General features: G+C 70.0%; 16 protein-coding genes and 1 pseudogene. 7 read left to right on the forward strand and 10 right to left on the reverse strand.

Translation table 11 applies throughout. From position 1 onward, the window contains the following. Together E1286_RS37260 and E1286_RS37265 are read left to right on the forward strand one after the other, a co-directional pair. Positions 1-298, forward strand: a pseudogene (locus E1286_RS37260) (diaminopimelate decarboxylase); the annotation flags it as partial. Positions 299-347: 49 nt separating this feature from the next. Continuing rightward, positions 348-1,055, forward strand: coding sequence for a histidine phosphatase family protein (locus E1286_RS37265; RefSeq protein ID WP_132620333.1), 708 nt, complete (start codon positions 348-350; stop codon positions 1,053-1,055). On the opposite strand, the gene E1286_RS37270 is transcribed toward E1286_RS37265, so the two are convergent. After that, a complete protein-coding gene (locus E1286_RS37270) occupies positions 954-1,496 on the reverse strand; it encodes an NUDIX hydrolase (RefSeq protein ID WP_132620335.1) in 543 nt (180 codons plus the stop codon). The two genes, E1286_RS37265 and E1286_RS37270, sit on opposite strands and share 102 nt — an antisense overlap. Continuing rightward, a complete protein-coding gene (locus tag E1286_RS37275) occupies positions 1,493-1,834 on the reverse strand; it encodes a hypothetical protein (RefSeq protein WP_132620337.1) in 342 nt (113 codons plus the stop codon). Before E1286_RS37275 ends, E1286_RS37270 begins: the two co-directional genes overlap by 4 nt. 152 nt (positions 1,835-1,986) lie before the next feature. Here E1286_RS37275 and E1286_RS37280 point away from each other — a divergent pair, with 152 nt between their 5' ends. The 4 genes from E1286_RS37280 to E1286_RS37295 all read left to right on the forward strand — a co-directional run bounded on the left by E1286_RS37280 (position 1,987) and on the right by E1286_RS37295 (position 6,135). Then, positions 1,987-2,217: a hypothetical protein gene (locus tag E1286_RS37280; protein WP_132620339.1), complete on the forward strand. Its 231-nt coding sequence runs from the start codon at positions 1,987-1,989 to the stop codon at positions 2,215-2,217. Positions 2,218-2,320: 103 nt separating this feature from the next. Continuing rightward, on the forward strand, positions 2,321-5,128 hold the full coding sequence (locus E1286_RS37285; protein WP_132620341.1) for a beta-L-arabinofuranosidase domain-containing protein: 2,808 nt from the start codon (positions 2,321-2,323) through the stop codon (positions 5,126-5,128). Positions 5,129-5,172: 44 nt separating this feature from the next. Further along, positions 5,173-5,553 carry a VOC family protein gene (locus E1286_RS37290; protein ID WP_132620343.1) on the forward strand — a complete coding sequence of 127 codons (381 nt, stop codon included), beginning with the start codon at positions 5,173-5,175 and terminating at the stop codon, positions 5,551-5,553. A 129-nt stretch (positions 5,554-5,682) separates the two neighbouring features. Further along, the gene (locus tag E1286_RS37295; RefSeq protein ID WP_132620345.1) at positions 5,683-6,135 is read left to right on the forward strand and encodes a hypothetical protein; all 453 of its coding nucleotides are present in this window, start codon (positions 5,683-5,685) and stop codon (positions 6,133-6,135) included. A gap of 53 nt (positions 6,136-6,188) precedes the next feature. Here E1286_RS37295 and ggt read toward each other — a convergent pair whose 3' ends face one another. From ggt to E1286_RS37335, 8 genes are all read right to left on the reverse strand, one after another. Beyond that, a complete protein-coding gene (ggt, locus tag E1286_RS37300; RefSeq protein ID WP_132620347.1) occupies positions 6,189-8,045 on the reverse strand; it encodes a gamma-glutamyltransferase in 1,857 nt (618 codons plus the stop codon). Between the two features lie 294 nt (positions 8,046-8,339). After that, positions 8,340-10,112 carry a CocE/NonD family hydrolase gene (locus E1286_RS37305; RefSeq protein WP_165970082.1) on the reverse strand — a complete coding sequence of 591 codons (1,773 nt, stop codon included), beginning with the start codon at positions 10,110-10,112 and terminating at the stop codon, positions 8,340-8,342. Positions 10,113-10,392: 280 nt separating this feature from the next. Further along, positions 10,393-11,208, reverse strand: a complete 816-nt coding sequence (locus tag E1286_RS37310; RefSeq protein WP_132620351.1) for an SAM-dependent methyltransferase — start codon at positions 11,206-11,208, stop codon at positions 10,393-10,395. Positions 11,209-11,373: 165 nt separating this feature from the next. Continuing rightward, the gene (locus tag E1286_RS37315) at positions 11,374-12,540 is read right to left on the reverse strand and encodes a serine hydrolase domain-containing protein (RefSeq protein ID WP_165970083.1); all 1,167 of its coding nucleotides are present in this window, start codon (positions 12,538-12,540) and stop codon (positions 11,374-11,376) included. A 35-nt stretch (positions 12,541-12,575) separates the two neighbouring features. Further along, complete coding sequence (locus tag E1286_RS37320; RefSeq protein ID WP_132620355.1) at positions 12,576-13,277, reverse strand: hypothetical protein; 702 nt, start codon at positions 13,275-13,277, stop codon at positions 12,576-12,578. Positions 13,278-13,341: 64 nt separating this feature from the next. Further along, positions 13,342-14,448 carry a hypothetical protein gene (locus E1286_RS37325; protein ID WP_132620357.1) on the reverse strand — a complete coding sequence of 369 codons (1,107 nt, stop codon included), beginning with the start codon at positions 14,446-14,448 and terminating at the stop codon, positions 13,342-13,344. 113 nt (positions 14,449-14,561) lie between these two features. Beyond that, complete coding sequence (locus tag E1286_RS37330; protein ID WP_132620359.1) at positions 14,562-16,373, reverse strand: hypothetical protein; 1,812 nt, start codon at positions 16,371-16,373, stop codon at positions 14,562-14,564. Then, entirely contained in the window at positions 16,358-17,122 is a 765-nt protein-coding gene (locus tag E1286_RS37335; protein ID WP_132620361.1) for an ABC transporter ATP-binding protein, read from the reverse strand. The genes E1286_RS37330 and E1286_RS37335 overlap by 16 nt, the downstream gene beginning before the upstream one ends. 99 nt (positions 17,123-17,221) lie before the next feature. Here E1286_RS37335 and E1286_RS37340 point away from each other — a divergent pair, with 99 nt between their 5' ends. Further along, positions 17,222-17,767, forward strand: coding sequence for a TetR/AcrR family transcriptional regulator (locus E1286_RS37340; RefSeq protein ID WP_165970084.1), 546 nt, complete (start codon positions 17,222-17,224; stop codon positions 17,765-17,767). The last annotated feature ends 37 nt before the right edge of the window (positions 17,768-17,804 follow it).

The raw sequence follows: 17,804 nt of genomic DNA on the forward strand, positions 1-17,804 counted from the left end.
CCGCTACACCGCCCGCCTGGTCGGCCGCCGCTCCGGCACGCCCCCCCGCCCGGTCACCCTGGTCGGCCACCACTGCGAGGCGGGCGACGTGCTCGCGGAGGACGTGCCCCTGCCGGCCGACGTCAGGCCGGGCGACGTCCTCGCGGTGCCGGCCACGGGCGCCTACCACCACTCGATGGCCTCCAGCTACAACCTGACCGGCCGCCCGCCGGTCGTCGCGGTCCGGGACGGCACGGCCCGGCTGGTCGTGCGCCGCGAGGACGTCGACGACCTGCTGCGCAGGGACGTGGGGCTGTGAGCCGGCTGCCCCGGACAGCTGACGAAAAGTAGAGTAACGTTCGGAAATTGTGGGATTTGAGAGCGAAAAGCCGGTCGAATACCGGCAGGGTCGGTTCCGTACGCCTCCTGGCGCCACAGAGCTGCTGCTGGTCCGGCACGGCGAGTCCGAGCCCGCGCGGCCCGGTCACCCGTTCCCCCTGGTGGACGGCCAGGGCGACCCGGGACTCGCGCCCGAGGGCCTTGAGCAGGCCGAGCGGGTGGGCCTCCGGCTCGCGGCCGAGCGCATCGACGCCATCTACGTGAGCACGCTCCGGCGTACGTCCCAGACCGCCGCGCCGCTCGCCGCCCGGCTCGGGTTGAGGCCGACTGTGGAGCCGGACCTGCGCGAGGTGCACCTCGGCGAGTGGGAGGGCGGCCTGTTCCGGCAGCGGGTCGCCCAGGGCCACCCGATCGCGCAGCGGATGTCGGCCGAGGAACGCTGGGACGTGATCCCCGGCGCGGAGCCCGCCGCGGCGTTCTCCGAGCGCGTGCGCAAGGCGCTCGCCAAGCTGGCCGCCGCCCACCCCGACCAGCGGGTGGTCGTGGTCACCCACGGTGGCGTGATCGCCGAGGCGCTGGCGATCGCCACGCGGTCGCGGCCGTTCGCGTTCCTCGGGGCCGACAACGCGTCGGTGTCACACCTGGTGCTGACCGAGGCCCGGTGGGTCCTGCGCCGCTACAACGACACCGCGCACCTCACCGCCGCCTTCACCACCACGGCCGCCCCGCCCACCTGAGGCGATCAGCAGGCGATGCGACTCCAGCAGGCCCTCCGGCAGGTCGTCGGGGGAGCACCAGCGGGCTTCCAGGATCTCCATCGGATTCAGCCGGAGCGTGCCGCCACCGGCGTACCCGGCGGCGTACGCCACCTCGATCCGGAGCCGGAACCCGCTCCTGAGGTGCACCAGCTCGCCCACGCTCACCTCCAGCCCGGTCTCCTCCCTGACCTCGCGGACGACCGTCTGCTCGAACGTCTCACCCCGCTTCGCGCCGCCCGTCGGCAGCCCCCACTGCCGGCCCTCGGGCCAGAACCGGTGGCGCAGCAGCAGCACGTTGCCGTCGCGGTCGCGGACGACGCCGGTCACCCCCACCATGAACTTCGCCTGCGACAGGTAGAGCAGCCGCCACTGCGCCGAGCCGCGGATGCCGCGCCAGACCCGGGCCATCAGCCTCTTCACCGGCGTAGCGTACCGCCCGCTCCGGACGGGCCCCCGGCGTCGCTCGTGAGCCGGGCCTGGGCGGGCCGCCGTCCTGCCCGGCGCCGCGCGCGCCGCGCACCCGGCTGCTCGGCGCGGGCGTCGCCGTCGCGCTCGCCGTGCTCGTCGTCGGATACGGGCACGTCCGGCCGGAGCCCGCCGTCACGGGCACCATGCGGGTGGCCGGCGTGCAGACGGGCGAGGTGCCGGGCGCGGCCCGGCGCGTCGACGAGCACCTGCGCCTCACCCGCGAGCTCGCCGGCCACGATCACGACGTCGTCGTCTGGGGCCAGAGCAGCGTCGCGCTCAACCCGGACCACCGGTCCGACCTCGACCGGCGGCTGCGCCAGGGCGCCGCTGAGGCGGGCAGCGACCTGCTCGTCAACGTGGACGCCAGGGACTCCTCCGGAGGGCGCACGCGCAGCAGGCCGGGTTCGAAGCCGTCCGCGCGGTCGAGACCGGCCGCCCCGCCGTGCTCGTGGAGCTCAGCGGCACCTCGGCCGCCTTCGACGCGCGCGGCCGGCCGCTGGCCTGGATCGGTCCCGACTACCGCGGCGTCTTCGTCATCGACGTGCCGCTGTCCCGCGAGCCGACCCCGTACGTCCGCTTCGGGGAGTGGGCGCCGATCGCGGCGGCCGCCGTCCTGCTCGCGACCGGCGGCGTATGCACCGCCCGCCGCCTGCGCCGTCCGGCGCGATATTGACGAGTGCTGTGACTTCATCAAGACTCGTTGCTTGACAGCCAAGTGTTAGCGCTATCAGTCCGGCTCCGCATTTCCTGGAAACGCTCGTGCGCAAGGAGCAGAGATGACGCACATCATGCCCAGACGCGAGGTGTTACGGCTGGCCGCGCTGGCAGCCGCCACGCCCCCGGCGTTCGCCCTCCTCCCCGGAACCGCTCAGGCCGGTACGCCGGCGCAGAATGATCCGCCGATGCCCGACGGCTGGCAGGTGAGGCCGTTCGCCAATGCTCAGGTCGCTTTGGGCGACAGTCTGTTCAGCGCCAACCGCGACCGCATCCTCAACCTCCTGAGGGCCTATCCCGCCGACCGGATGCTGGCCAATTTCCGGGCCAACGCCGGACTGGACACGCTGGGCGCCCAGCCGCCCGGCGGATGGGACGACGCGACCGGCAATCTGCGCGGCCACTACACCGGCCATTTCCTCAGCGCCCTGGCCCTCGCGTACGCGGGCTCCGGCGACGACTTCTACAAGGACAAGGTCGACTACATGGTGACCGCGCTCGGCGAATGCCAGGACGCCCTCGCCGAGCAGGTCGGACAGCCCGCGCCACCGCCGACGCCGGTCGCCAGGGTGGCCGGGAGGTTCGGCGGGGCGGTGAAACTCGACGGGCCCCAGTACGTGTCGCTTCCCGCCGACATCGTGAGCGGCCTGGACGACGTCACCATCGCCCTGTGGCTCAATCCGGCCGAGATCAGCGCTTGGTCCAGGATCTTCGATTTCGGCAGCGGCACCACGCGGAACATGTTCCTGGCCGTGAGCGCGGGTGCCGCGCCGAGATTCGCCATCACCGTCAGCGGAGGCAACGGAGAGGAACGCGTCAACGGTGACGGCCAATTGCCGGCGAACCAATGGACCCACGTCGCGGTCACCCTGTCCGGCGGCACGGGAACGCTCTACGTCAACGGCTCCCCGGCCGGCACGAACACCGGCATGACCCTCAAGCCGTCCAGCCTCGGCCCGACCGGCAACAACTGGATCGGGAAATCGCAGTACGGAGACCCGTACCTGAAGGCCGCCGTGGACGATTTCCAGATCTACGACCGCGCGCTGACCCGGGCGGAAATAGCCGCACTGATGGACGGCCCGGGCGGCGGCAACATCGCGTCCTACCGGTTCGACGAGGAGAGCGGCGAGCGCGCGGCCGACTCCTCGGGCAGGGGAGCGGACGCCCGGCTGGTCTCCGAGGCCAGCGGCCAGCCTGGCCCGAGTCATCCCGGCTACCTGGCCGCCTACCCGGAGACGCAGTTCATCCGGCTGGAGGAGTACGCGACCTATCCCGGCATCTGGGCGCCGTACTACACCTGTCACATGATCATGCGAGGGCTGCTCGACGCCTACCAGTACGCGGAAAGCGAGCGGGCGCTCGACATCGTGCTGAAAATGGGCGACTGGGTCCACAGCCGGCTGGGCAAACTGCCGCGCGCCCAGCTCGACCGCATGTGGAGCATCTACATCGCCGGTGAGTACAACGCCATGAACGCCGTGATGGCCGAGCTCCACGCCATCAGCGGCAAGGAGGAATATCTCACCGCGGCCAAATGCTTCGACAACACGCCGCTCCTCACCGCCACCGCCGCCAACCAGGACACGCTGGACCGCAAACACGCCAACCAGCACATCCCCCAGTTCTTCGGCTATCTGTCCATCTACGAGCGGACCGGCGAACGGCGTTATTTCACCGCGGCCAAGAATTTCTGGGACATGGTCGTGCCGCACCGCATCTTCGTCACCGGCGGCATGGCCGGCCCGACCGACAACGGCGAGCTCTTCGGCGCGCGCGGCGTGATCGTGGGCACGCTCGGCACCAACAACGCCGAGACGTGCTGCAACTACAACATGCTCAAGCTGAGCCGGGCCCTCTTCTTCCACACCGCCGACCCGAAATACATGCAGTATTACGAGCGGGCGCTCTACGGCCAGATTCTCGCCTCCCGCCGGAACACCGACAGCACCACGAATCCGCTGCTGACGTACTTCATCCCCATGCGGCCCGGCGCCTCGCGCAGTTACGGCAACATGGGCACCTGCTGCGGCGGCACCGGCCTGGAAAGTCACACCAAATTCCAGGACTCGATCTATTTCCGGTCCGCGGACGACTCGACCCTCTACGTGAACCTCTATCTGGCCTCGGAGCTGAGCTGGCCGGAGAAGGGCTTCACCGTCAGGCAGTCCACCGACTATCCGGCCGACCCCGCCGGGGAGACGACGCTCACGGTGGACGGCGACGGCCGGCTCGTGGTGAAACTGCGCGTGCCGTACTGGGTGGAGAAGGGCTTCACCGTACGCGTCAACGGGGACGTGCAGAAACTCGACGCCAAGCCCGGTGAATACGTCACGCTCGACCGGAGCTGGCGCCGCGGCGACCGGATCACGATCGCGATGCCGTTCTCGCTGCGGGTGGAGAAGGCGCTCGACATCCCGACGACCCAGAGCATCGCGTACGGGCCCGTTCCGATGGTCGCCAAGAGCGACGAGACCACCTTCCGCGAGTTCTCCTTCTACCGGGACTTCACGCTGTCGGGCGACCTCGCGGACGCGGTCACGTCCACGGGGCCCATGACGTTCACGACGCACGGCCTGCCGCTGGTCCCGCTCTACATCAACGACACCGACCGCTACCACGCCTACTTCCACCGCGTCGAACCGAAGATCGTCTTCGGGAAGTCGGACTCCGGGGTGCCGAACCGCGCGCGCGAGGACTCGGTGACGTTCCTCGACGCGGTGTGGGCCGAGGCGCCGTTCGAGAACCAGGGACGTTTCCGGTCCACCGTGGCCCGCACCGCGGAGACCTGGGTCGGCGCCGGCCTGATGACGCCTGCCGAGAAGGACGCGGTGGTCTCCGCCGCCGCGAAGGCCCGCCTCGACCCCTGACCGGCGCCCCTGACCGGCTGGGCCGCTTCACGTAGCCTGGAGGCATGTCCGTCGAGCTGAATCACACGATCGTGCCGGCCAGGGACAGAGACGGGACCGCCGCGTTCCTGGTCGACGTGCTCGGGCTGGAGCCCGCGCCGGTCTACGGGCCGTTCCGCGTCGTCACGCTCTCCAACGGCGTCTCGCTCGACGTCGTCCAGGCGGGCGAGACGGTGCCGTCGCAGCACTACGCGTTCCTGGTCAGCGAGGAGGAGTTCGACCAGATCTGGGGGCGGATCAAGGAGCGCGGCCTGACGTACTGGGCCGATCCGCACCACCAGCATCCCGGCCAGATCAACGCCAACGACGGCGGTCGCGGCCTCTACTGGTCCGATCCCAACGGCCACAACCTGGAGATCATCACCGTCCCGTACGGCGGCGGCTGACCCGCGGCTTCTGTGTCGTTGTGCCGTCTGTGCGTTTGTACGCAGAGCGGCACATCGCCCATCCCTAGATTGAGGGTCGTCCGGAGAGATCGCTCCGGAGGTTCTCCTCACAGTCAGGGATGGATGGTCATGTCGAAGCTTCGTAGCCTTCTCGCCGGTACGGTTCTGGCCGGCGCCGTGGTGGCCGGTGTCGCGGCTGCTCCCGCCCAGGCGGCCACCACGAATGTGAGCACGGCGTCGTCGTACACCAAGCACTGGTTCGAGGGCTACTCCGGTTACGGCCGCGGGGAGTCGAGCGGCCACCGTTCGTACTACAAGGGCTTCTACTATGCCGCGAACGGCCGCTACTACTTCGACGTGGACGTGTGGGACCGTGACCGCGACCGGGAGAACACCTACGTGGACTTCTGGTACCACGACGACCGCGGCTGGCACCAGGGCCGCCGGCTGGTGACCGGCGGGCACGGCACGTTCCGGTTCAGCTACAGCGCCCGCGGTGGGTTCGACGGCTACAAGTTCCGCATCGGCGAGGGCCGCGTGGGTCACTACGACTGGAGCGACTACGGCCGACGCTCGTGGTGACGCCGTCCGGCGCTACGGACGGCCTGGCGCGCAGGCCGTCCGTAGCGTCCGGGTTACCAGCCTCCGGCGTGGCCGTCCTTGCGCGGGTCGGAGCCGGCCCGGTAGACGCCGTTCACCGGGCGTTCGTAGGCTTCGCCGCGCCGCTCGCCCCTGCCGCTGGGCAGGATGGGCTCGGGCAGGCGCGGGTCAGGTTCGAAGAGGATGCCCTGGTAGCCTCCCGCGTGCCCGTTGGCCCGGTTGAGCTGGTGGCCCATCTCCTGCAGCCGCGGCCCGACGAGGTCGAACAGGTAGGCGTCCAAGCTGGTGACGTCGTTCGACTGGCTGTGGTCGAAGCGGGCGACGTCGGTCGTGGCCTGGACGTTCATGCCGAGATCGATCATGTTGATGATGTGCTGCGCGTGGGCCTGCGGCTGGGTGCCGCCGCCCATGTTGCCGAACGCCATCACCGGCTTGCCGTCCTTGGTGATGAAGCTGGCGATGATGGTGATGAACGGCCGTTTGCGCGGCGCCACCACGTTCGGGTGGTCCGCGTCGAGGGTGAAGCCGGATCCGCGGTTGGCCAGCACGAAGCCGTAGCGGGGGATGGTGACCTTGGAGCCGAAGTCGGAGTAGTTGCTGTTCACCAGCGAGACCATGTTGCCCCACCGGTCCGCCGTGGCGAAGTAGACCGTGCCGCCCAGGTCACTGCCGTTGACCTCGAGCGGGGTCGCCCGGTCGGGGTCGATCTTCGAGCACAGCGTCGCCGCGTACTCCTTCGACAGCAGCCGGTCCAGCGGCGGGGCGGCGAACTTCGGGTCGGCGTTGTGGGTGTGCAGGTCGGAGTAGGCGAGCTTCTTCGCCTCGATGAGCAGGTGCCAGTACCGCGGGTCACGCGGCCCCAGCTCGGCCAGGTCGAACCCGAGCCGCGGCACGCACACGTCGAGGATGTTCAGCATCTCCAGGGCCGCGAACCCCTGACCCGGCGGGGGCAGCTGGTGCACGTCGTAGCCGTGGTACTCGGTGGACAGCGGCGTCACCCATTCCGAGCGGTACTCCGCCAGGTCGTCCCGGGCCATCACGCCCCCGGCCGCCCGCGACTTCGCCACGATCGCCTCCGCGATCTCACCCTTGTAGAAGGCGTCGCGGCCCTTCTTGCGCAGGACGTTCAGGGTGTGGGCCATCTCCGGGTTGCGGAAGACGCTGTAGAGGTCGGGCGCCTGCCCGTCGGGCAGCCACGTCCGCGCCGAGTCCGCGTCCTGCCGGAGCGTGTTGACCGACGACCGCCACTGCCCGTGCATCCGCTCATGGATGGGGAAACCTTGCTCCGCGTACGTGGCGGCCGGCTCCAGCACGTCCTTGAAGCCCATGCTGCCGAAGCGCTTCAGCAGCGCGTCCCAGCCTGAGACGGTGCCGGGCACGACCGCCGAGTTGATGCCCCTGCCGGGCACCTCGTCGACGCCGAGCGTCTCGGTGAAGTACTCGGCCGTCCAGGCCTTGGGCGCCCATCCGCTCGACGCGAGCGAGTAGAGCTTCTTGTCCTTCGCCGACCAGACGATCGCGAAGAGGTCGCCGCCCATGCCGGTGCTCATCGGCTCGACGACGCCCAGGGTCGCCGACGCGGCGACGGCGGCGTCGATCGCGTTCCCGCCCTGGAGCAGGATGCGTTCGGCGGCGGCGGTGGCGAGCGGGTTGCTGGTGGCGGCGATGCCGTTGCGGGCCAGCACCTCGGAGCGGGTCTGGTCCAGGTAACCGACCGGGCGGGTGGCCGGCACCGCGGTGTTGTCGACGCCGGGGTTGGGGGTGGCGGCGTTCGGTTTGCCGAACGGGGTCGGCGAGCCGGGTTGCTGCTGGGCGAGCCCCTGGCCGGGGCTCACACCGAGCAGGACGAGCAGGGTGACGGTCAGGGGCAGTAATCGGCCCTTGCGCCTCATGGGCTCCCTCTCTGTCGAACGACCTCAGGAGCGGCATTCTCGACTACGAGATGCGCTTGATCACTCGTATACGCAATACCGTATGCACGTCAATCCTCTATTAACCGAAAGTGGTCCTGGAGTGTCAGACGGCTCCGCGCAACGCCGCCGCGGCCTGCCGTGACACTGTCTCCGGCGAGCTTCCACAACGTCTCCACGGCGCGGCCGTCCGGCTGCAGGTCAGGTCTTTCGGGTCGGTCACAGGGGGTGGCCCCGGCGGCCGGGTGCGGTCGCCGGGGCACAGGGGCGTCTCCGTCAGAAGCGCAGGCCGTCGGTTCCGTCGACGACGGGGAGGCTGAGCTTGCTGCCGTGCAGGTCGATCGTGATCTCGCTGCCGACCGACACCTGGTCGCGGGCCGGGCGCACCTGGCCCGGGTCGGCGTTGTAGTTACCGGTCAGCACCAGCCCGATGCGGTGACCGGCGGGGATGACATGCTCGGTCGGCAGGGTGTTCCACCGCACCTGGTACTTCTTGCCGGGGGTGAGCTCGTCGCTCCGCCGCAGGTCCGGCATGTTCTGCACGTTCACGTGCCCCCAGGCGAGCACCCGCTGCGGCGTGATGGCCTCGGTGACCTCCATGGGCGTCGCGCAGCCGGTGAGGTTGACCAGGTCCTCCGGCTGGCACGGCTCCTGCACCAGCTCCAGCGGCTCCTTGCCGGCCACGGTGACGGACGTGCCCTCGCCGTAGTCGACCACCATCGCGGACAGCAGCGAGCCCGTCGCGTTGGTGGACATCCGGACATCGAGGCTCGGTGTGCCGGACAGCCGCAGCTCCTCGGTCAGCGGCGGGGTGACGTAGACCAGCCGGCCCGGACGGGCCTCGGACGGGTCTCCGACCTTGACGGCCTGGGACTCGATCTGGTCGACGAAACTCTGCGTCGGGTTGCCGGTGGGCGCGTCGGGCGACAGGGTGCCGGCGACCTCGCCGGTGGCCGGGCCGAACGACAGGCTCACCGGGGACGTGCTCGCGTCCGGCCAGCTCGAATGCGTCTCCCACGAGCCGTCGGGGCGCTGGATGTCCGCCATCGGCTCGTCCATGACGCCGTTGTCGATGTCGTACAGCCAGTGGTCCATCCACCGGTGCATCACGCTCTGCCATTCGGCGTTGCGGAAGCTCGTGGGGTTGGAGTGGGCGCCGCGGTGGATCCAGATCTTGCGCGGCATCTGACGCTTGGCGACCTCGTACCAGAGGTTCGCGAAGTGCATGGTCTTGACGTTGTAGTCCGTCATGCCGTGGACCATGAACACGGAGGTGTCGCCGGTCTTGATCTTGTTCGCGGCGGGGATGTAGTCGCGTTCCTGCCAGAACGGGGTGAAGTCGCTGTCACTGGCCTGCTCGGCGTCGCCGAGCGCGTCGATGCGCGCCTCGCACGCCTCCGCCGACGCCGAGCCGGGGGCGCTCCGGCCGACCGAGACGTAGTTGGCCAGGTATTCGGTGTACCGGGTGCCCCAGCTGGCCCAGGCGATGCCCTGGTCGTTGGCGTAGCTGTACCAGTTGGAGATCGCCGCGATCGGCACGACGGTGCGCAGGCCCGGGACCCCTTCGGTGGCGACGGCGTTGGGCAGGGTGCCGACGTAGGAGACGCCCTGCATGCCGACGTTCCCGGTGCTCCAGTCGGCGACGGCCGCGCTGCCGTCGGCGTGGAAGCCGCGCGCCCGGCCGTTGAGCCAGTCGACCGCGGCCTTGATGCTGATGGTGTCCTCGGGGCCGCCAGTGGTCGGGCAGCCGAAGGACCGGCCCGTGCCCTGCATCTCGACCTGGGCGACGGCGTACCCGCGCGGCACGAAGTACTCGTCCCACCAGCCGGGGAAGCCGCGTGTGCGGTCCGGCGGCGGCTGGGACGAGCGGCCGTAGTAGGGGCTCGCCTCCATGATGGTGGGGATCTTCACGCCCGACTCGGTTTCGCGGGGGCGGATGATGTCCATGGCGATCAGGTCATTGCTTCCGTCGCCGTCGCTGTCCATCGGAGTTTCGACGTAGACGACTTCCTGAATCGCGTCGGAGTAGTTGTACACCGGTTGTGTCACGCCGTTCTCGACCGAAATGCCGGCCGGTTGCACCTCCGCCGACGACGGTGTGCCCATTCCCAACGCTGTTATCACGGCGGTGACCGATAAGACAGAGACCGTTCTGGAGAACCTCATTCAACGCCTCCGACCCACAAGCGCTCTGATCGTTTCGATGAGCGTAGGTAGGGTGCGGTGAAGTGTCATCGAACGAATGTTGAAAAATCCGGACTCGCCATTCGACAAACTGCAAAGGTCGTCCGGCGGGAAAACGGACGACCTGCTGCCCACGCGCGGGCTGCTACCGCTTGCGGCCCACGGCGCCGTACTGGAACACCTCGCGGTCCTGGTAGCTGGTGTCGGCCTCGGGCCGCCACCGCGGCAGCGACACCAGACCCGGCTCCACCAGGTCCAGCCCGTCGAAGAAGGCCCCCAACTGCTCGGAGGTGCGCAAGGTGAGCGGGGTGGCGCCGCTGGCGTTCCACTGGGCGGCGGCGTCCTCCATCGAAGGGCTCCGCACGCTGTGCGCGATCGCCAGGTAGCTGCCGGACGGCAACGCGTCCAGGAGTGTACGCACGCTGGAGTGCGCCTGCTCGGCGTCGGGGACGAACTCCAGCACCCCCAACAGCATCAACGCGGTCGGACGGGACAGGTCCAGCGTCCGCGCGGCCGCCTGCACGATGGCGGCGGGCTCCCGCAGGTCGGCGTCGACGTAGTCGCTGGCCCCCTCGGGCGTGCTCGTCAGCAGCGCCCGCGCGTGGGCCAGCACGATCGGGTCGTTGTCGACGTAGACGATCCGCGCCCCGGGGTTGACCCGCTGCGCCACCTCGTGGGTGTTGTCGGCCGCCGGGATGCCCGTGCCGACGTCCAGGAACTGGTCGATGCCGCATTCGGCGGCCAGGTGACGTACGGCGCGGCCGATGAACTCCCGCTCGGCGCGCGCGTTGACCGGCAGGTCCGGCATGACCTTCACGATCTCTTCGCCGACCTCGCGGTCGGGCGCGTAGTTGTCCTTGCCTCCCAGCCAGTAGTTCCACACCCGAGCCGGGTGCGGGACGGAGGTGTCGATCCGTGCGACCAGCGCCGCTGCGTCTTTCTCCTGAGGTTCTTCGCCCATCGGAGCCTCCTCGTCGGTCCCTCTGCCAGGGCACCAACATAGATCATCAAGGCCCGCAGGCGGGGGTGAACCGGACCACGCAGGCGCACGATCGAGCTCACGCCCCCGGATATGCCGCGCGCGTCGAACAACCTGGCCGCTCAGTGGCCGCCGGCGCCGATCGCGTCATCGGGGCACCGAGTAAGAGGTGCCGCAGAAGTACCGGTTGAGCGCGTCGACGCCGGCCATGAGGAGCGGGGCCACCGCCGGGTCACGACGCTGTACGTTCATCGACAGCGTCATCCGGCGCGTGCCCGACCGGTCGGCGAACGCCATCGTCTGGTACCCGGGGATGGAGCCGGTGCCTCCCCACGTCACACCGCAGGTCAGCCCGGCAGCTTCCAGCCCGAGCCCGTAGTACGGAAAGACGGGTGCCTGCGGCGTCCCCACCCCCTCCCGCATCTGGCGCAGCGAACCCTCGCCGACCAGCCGTCCGCCGAACAGCGCGTGGTAGAAGCGGTTGATGTCCCGCGCGTCGGACACCAGCCCGTACGCGGCCCACGCGAACGACGGGTTCAGCTCGGTGATCGGCCGCAGCGCCCCGGGCGCGCCGGGATCGACACCGGTGGGCAGGTAGTAGCCGGTGGCGTGCGGCCCCCGGATGGCAGGCTCGGTCAGCGGGAGGTACGAGTGGCTCATCCCCGCGGGCCGCAGGACCCGCCGGGACATCTCGGTTTCCAGGCGGTCACCGGTGACCCGTTCCACCAGGAGGCCGAGGACGATGTAACCGGCGTTGGAGTAGGCGAACCTCTGCCCCGGCTCGCTCACCGGGCCCAGTTCCTCGGCGTACCCGATGAGCTGCTCCGGCCGGTACGTGCGCCCGCCGTACACCATGGCGTCCTTGAACTCGGGGTGGGCGACGTAGTCCGCCAGTCCGCTGGTGTGGTTCAGCAACTGCCGTACGGTGATGCGGTCGGCTCCCGCGACGATGCCGGGCAGCCACGCGCCCACCGGCCGGTCCAGGCTGAGTCGGTGCTCTTCGGCGAGTTGCAGCACGATCGTGGCGATCACGGACTTGGTGAGGCTCGCCACCCGGAACCGCGCGTTGCGCGGCACGGCCTCGCCCGTCCGGAGGTCGGCGACGCCGCTGGTGGCGATCCAGTGGCCGTGCGGGTCGTCGACGCGCGCCAGCACGCCGGGAGCACCGGCCGCCACCATCGCGTCCAGCGCCTCCTGGACCAGAGCGCGCTGGTCGGTCACCGCCGACACCACGCCGGCCTGGGACGGCGCCGCCACCCCCAGCACGCCCGCCATCAGGCACGCGAGCAGTCCCGCTCTCCACCGAACACGCATGGGCACAGCCCCCTCCTCGAGAGATCAAGAACGCTTCACATCCTCATCTCTCGTCGGAGCGCTTCCATCGGCACTGCGGAGGAACCTGATCTGCCCGTGCCGTCGTAGTCCGCGCCACAGAAGTGCGACCCGGGTATGACGTGGCTTCCGCGCCACCGACTCCGGAGGACCGCGCCGTCCGAGCACCTGGTGATCGGCTCGGCCGTGGCGGTCGGGGCTCTGGCCGGTGGCTCGCCGCCGATGCCGATGACCACGGGCGCGAGGCTCGTCGGCAGCAGGTCGACGAGCCCGTACAGCGACAACGCGGCTGCCGCGGGGACCACGGCCGCGCCGACGGTCAGCGTGAACGTGCCGCGCCACCGGTTCTCGGAGAGCAGCAGGCGGGCGGGGTGGAGCGCGTTCCACGCCGTACGCCGCTCCAGGACGACGGCGGGCACGGCCAGCAGCGCCGGCAGCACGACGAGCGCCGGGACAGCCGTGATCACGATCGCCGGCCACAGGCGACCGCTCAGCCGGGCCACCCCGAGCCCCGCGGCCGCGATCAGCGCCGCTGTCACCAGCCCTGCCATGGCGAGTGGCAGCAGGGCACTGGAGCGCCGCACCGCGGCCCGCAACGCGGCGGCCAACACCATCGCCGCGTGCGTCGCCAACCGCGCCGGATGCCGGCCTGACTCCCGTACGGCATCCCGCAGAAGGCGGGGGCGTCGTAGCCGCGCCTGTACGTCCGCCGTCTCCATCCGCCCAAGTCTGGAGCAATGGTCATGCGGTCCCCGCGAGAGGGCCGACCAGGACGGACGAGCCTCAGGAGATGCTCTGCTGCACGAAGTAGACGATCAGTGAGGCCAGGATGCCGGCGACGTACTGCAGGATCGCCGACGTTCTGATCGGCAGCGTCCGCAGCGCGGCGAAATAGGTGTACGCCGTGACGTCGGCCTCGGAATCGCCGTGACGGGTGAGCGCGTCGGACGGGGTGTCAGTCGGCGCCATCAGCGGTGAGATGACCTCGTCGAGGTGGCGGCGGACCATGCGCGAGAGAGTCACGTACGGCTGGACGCCCACGTACAGCGCGATGCCGGCGGCCACCACCGGGAAACCGAGGAGGAAGGCATGGAGGTACGGCCCAGGATTCTGGTAGCCCAGCACGATCGCGGCCGCCTCGATGGTGACGACGCCCAGCGCCATGGCAACGGAGACCAGCGCGTAGCAGTGGCACAACCGCACGATCGCGAACGTACGGGCGGGGTCGATCCACGCCAGCCGCAGGCCGGTGTACTTGCGCAGGCGCAACGGCAGGTCGGCCACCGTGATGAGCCAGTAGAGCGTGATGCCGCCCAGGAAACCGAGCCAGCAGGTGTGCACGTACACGGCCGCGTTCGGCTCGATGACGTCGCCAGGTTGGACGGCGGTGAGCACCAGGATCGGCGCCGAGACGACGACCCCCGCGAACGCGCACAGCAGTTGCCGGCGCAGCCTCAGCCGCCGGTCGAGCCAGAGGATCAGGTCCTCCCTCTCCGGCGAGTCGGCGACCAGATCGGCGAGCGGGGCCACGAGCTTCTCGGCGTGCTTCCAGGCGCCCCAGGCGAGGGCGAGCGCGGTCACGCAGACGAGCGTGGCCGCCACGGTGTACAGGGTGGTCCGCGTGTTGTGGAACGCCTGGTCGGGCGCGACGAACACGAGCACCAGGTCCACGAGGTACGGCCAGGAGGCCATCGCCAGCACGGACACGCTCGCGGTGAACCAGTTGGTCCTCGTACGCGACAGGAGCACGGCCACCCGCCGCGCGAGCCACACGATCAAGGCCTGCCGATATCCCCGTGCCAGTGTCTCGGCGAGGCGGTCGGCGAAGGCAGGGGCGTTCCCGTCGGTCCGATCAGGTCGTACGGGCGCTTCCATCGTGTCGCCGGACATATTGCCACCTCGAGTAGGAGAGAGCCGCGGAGGGGACGCTCGCGTTGCCCTCCAGTATCGCGCGCCGATGATCTCCGGAAGGGCCGGCTCTCGAATTGCCGCAAGGTGACCGCTCAGCGGGGCGGGACCGCCGGCACGGCGCGCGTACGTACGAGCGCCATCAGCGTGCGGACCGCAATCGCGTACAGCAGCAGTGAGAGCGCGACGAGAGCGATGACGGTGGGAACGCGGAACGCGGGCGCAAGCCAGAGCGGGAACGTCCAGAAGGTGCGGCTTGGCGTCCGGGTCGCCAGGCTGATGAGAGACAACGTCGCGGACAACAGCGGTGACCAGGCGATCCCCAGACAGAGGCCGATCACGAGCCTGCGGCGTCCTTGGCCCGGCACCGGGGCCGCGCGTTGCCGGGCCACGGCGGAGTGGCCGGTTCGCAACCGGAGCAGTAGTTCCGGGCCCGCTGTCTGCAGCCGGCGGTAGGCGATCCGGCCGAACAGCCACGCGTAGCCGGCTCCGGTCACGGCGGCGAGTGCCACCCCGGCCCACTGCAACGCGATCATGTCGAGGACGAGGCCCGCGACGACGACGGCGGCCGACGGCAGTGCGCATACGGCGATGAGGCCGATCATCGCCCAGACCAGCCCGACGATGTTCGGGCCGTCGACAGCGGCGTTGCCGGTACGGCGATGCGCGTCCGGCATGCGAATCGGCGCCATCACCGACAGCAGCACCATCAGGCCGGCGCCGGCTCCGAGCGCGACGGCCTGCAGGGCCAGCGCGCCGGGCCAGGCCCAAGTGAGCCCGGACAGGCCGGTCCCCGCGATGGTGAATGTGACGGTCAGCGGAGCCACCTTCAGCAGCCAGGCGAACTGGCGGCCTCGCACGTCCGCCCGCTCCGCGCCGGGGCGCATCAGGGTCAGCCACAGGGCGGTGCCGTCGGTGCTGAAGAGCGTCGCGGCGCCGGCCGCCGCCATCCAGGTCACCACGGCGCCGGTCCACGGCAGGTACCAGGTGAGATCGACGACCAGCGGCATCAGGCACATGAACAGGCCGAACGCGATCGCGAAGTACCAGTTGTAGGAGCGCAGCGTGTCCCGTGACCAGTTGCGCAACTCCTTGGCCATGACCGCGCCGAGCGGGGTCGCGGGCAGGTGCCGTACCAAGAGCCCGTCGCCGGACGGGTGCCGCGTCCGGCGTGCGAGAACGCCGCTCACGCGCCGATCGAGCAGCCTCGCCCAGGCGGCCAGCAGCGCGACGATCAGGACCACGAGACCGATCAGGGCGGTGAGGCACAGCGCCCAGTCGGAGTCGGCGGCGGCCTGCACCGCGACGATTCCCCAGCTCGACGGCAGGAACAGCAGCCAGTCGGTCACGTGCAGGTCATAGCGGGTGAGTGCGATCGCGACGATGCCGATGTTGGACGCCGCGGCGACGGCCGCCGCCCACGGCAGCGCCACGAGCGCGGCGCCGAGCCTGGTGCGCATCACCTCGCCGAGCAGGCCCACGACCACCCGCGAGGCGAGGATCACCAGCACGACCTGCGCGGCGGCGGCGGGCACCGCGACCAGTCCGGCGGGCACGCCGTGACGGGCGCCGAAGACGACCAGTGAGGCGAACGCCACAGCGGTGATCACCGCTCCAGGGCCCGCGAACGCGGCGGCCAGCAACCCGGTCGCGAGCTCGCGCGCTGTCATCGGCAGCCGGGTGAAGTACTCGGGGCGCAGGCCGCCATCGCCGCCTCCGGTGAACAGCGGCCCGAGCAGCCAGCCGATCGTCCACCCGGCGAACGCCACGGCGAGGATGTCCGCGGAAACTCCGAAGATCAAGGTGGCCAGCGCGAGCAGGAGCCCCATCGTCACGCCGACGATCAGCAGGACGTTCGTGGTGCGCCACAGCAGCACCAGCCGCATGCGGGTCAGGACGACAGCCACGACAGCCCTTCCGTCACCGTGTTCTCGGCGCCGGACAGGCGGATGAAGGCCTCATCAAGGCTGCCCGCACCGCGTACCTCCTGCAGCGGGCCCGCGGCGGCGACCCTTCCGTCGACGATGACCGCCACGTGCTCGCACAACCGCTCGACCAGAGCCATCTCGTGACTCGACACCACCACCGAGCCGCCGGTGTCGACGAAACGCCGCAGGATCGTCCTGATCGTCGCGGCGGATATCGGGTCGACGGCCTCGAAGGGCTCGTCGAGTACGAGCAGACGGGGTCCGTGCAGGAGCGCCGTCGCCAGCCCGATCTTCTTGCGCATGCCCGCCGAGTAGCCTGCCACCGGTGTGCGTTCGGCCTCCAGCAGGCCCAGCAGCACGAGCAGTTCTTGTGCCCGCTCGGCCACGACCTGCTCGGTCAGCCCGTACAGCAGGCCGAGATAGGTCAGCACCTCACGCCCGGTCAGGCGCTCAGGCAGCGCCAGATCGTCGGGAAGCACCCCCAGCATCGCCTTGGCACGCGCGGGATCGCGCCAGAGGTCGACCCCGAAGACGCGCACGGTGCCCGCGTCCGGCCGCAGCAGACCTGTCGCCATGGACAGCGACGTCGTCTTGCCCGCGCCGTTCGGCCCCACCAGCCCGAAGAACGTGCCGCTCGGCACCTGCAACCCGAGTCCATGGACCACGGTGCGATCGGCGAAGGACATCCGTAACTCGTCTAATTCCAGCGCCAGCTCCATGAGACCCATGCTGACATCTTTGCTAGTGTTTTGGCCATGCCGTCAAAGAGTCGACCATCCGGTCAGAAAGGGCGCACGTTCACTGAGACGGCCCGCCGCGCACAGATCGTGCGGTACGCGATCGAGACGATCGCCGACATCGGGTACGCCAAGGCATCGTTCGAAGAGATCGCCCGCCGGGCGGGGATCAGCCGCAGCCTGATCTCCTACCACTTCGCCGGGCGGGACGAGCTCGTGACCGAGGTGCTGACCTCGGTCTACACCCGCGCGGCCGACTACATGACAGCCAAGATCGCCGAGGCGAAGACGCCCCCTGACATGCTGGAATCCTTCATCCGGGGCAACCTCGCCTTCATCGGCGAGCACCGGCAGGACATGGCCGCCGTCCTGAGCATCGTCGTGCATGCCAGGACCCAGAGCCTTACCGCCAAGCCCGAAGCGAGCGCTGCGCAGCCACGCCTCGATGGCCTGACACGCATCCTCGAATGGGGCCAGCAGAGCGGTTGCTTCCGCCCGTTCTCCTCCTCGGCCATGGCGCTGGCGATCTTGCAGGCCATCGACGGCGCCCATCAGTTGAAGGGCTCCTCCGACGGCATCAACCTCGACTCGTATGCCGACGAGCTGGTGACGATCTTCAACAAGGCGACCCGGTGATCGTGACGACCGCCCGACCCCGCCCCCACCCCATCAC

The organism is Nonomuraea terrae (assembly GCF_004348995.1).
Classification (GTDB): domain Bacteria; phylum Actinomycetota; class Actinomycetes; order Streptosporangiales; family Streptosporangiaceae; genus Nonomuraea; species Nonomuraea terrae.

Bases quoted from the DNA above. Each gene is read 5' to 3' on its own strand.
- E1286_RS37320 (WP_132620355.1), bottom strand. From the start codon at position 13,277: ATGGAGACGGCGGACGTACAGGCGCGGCTACGACGCCCCCGCCTTCTG.
- E1286_RS37315 (WP_165970083.1), bottom strand. From the start codon at position 12,540: ATGCGTGTTCGGTGGAGAGCGGGACTGCTCGCGTGCCTGATGGCGGGC.
- E1286_RS37325 (WP_132620357.1), bottom strand. From the start codon at position 14,448: ATGTCCGGCGACACGATGGAAGCGCCCGTACGACCTGATCGGACCGAC.
- E1286_RS37295 (WP_132620345.1), top strand. From the start codon at position 5,683: ATGTCGAAGCTTCGTAGCCTTCTCGCCGGTACGGTTCTGGCCGGCGCC.
- ggt (WP_132620347.1), bottom strand. From the start codon at position 8,045: ATGAGGCGCAAGGGCCGATTACTGCCCCTGACCGTCACCCTGCTCGTC.
- E1286_RS37335 (WP_132620361.1), bottom strand. From the start codon at position 17,122: ATGGGTCTCATGGAGCTGGCGCTGGAATTAGACGAGTTACGGATGTCC.
- E1286_RS37285 (WP_132620341.1), top strand. From the start codon at position 2,321: ATGACGCACATCATGCCCAGACGCGAGGTGTTACGGCTGGCCGCGCTG.
- E1286_RS37310 (WP_132620351.1), bottom strand. From the start codon at position 11,208: ATGGGCGAAGAACCTCAGGAGAAAGACGCAGCGGCGCTGGTCGCACGG.
- E1286_RS37290 (WP_132620343.1), top strand. From the start codon at position 5,173: ATGTCCGTCGAGCTGAATCACACGATCGTGCCGGCCAGGGACAGAGAC.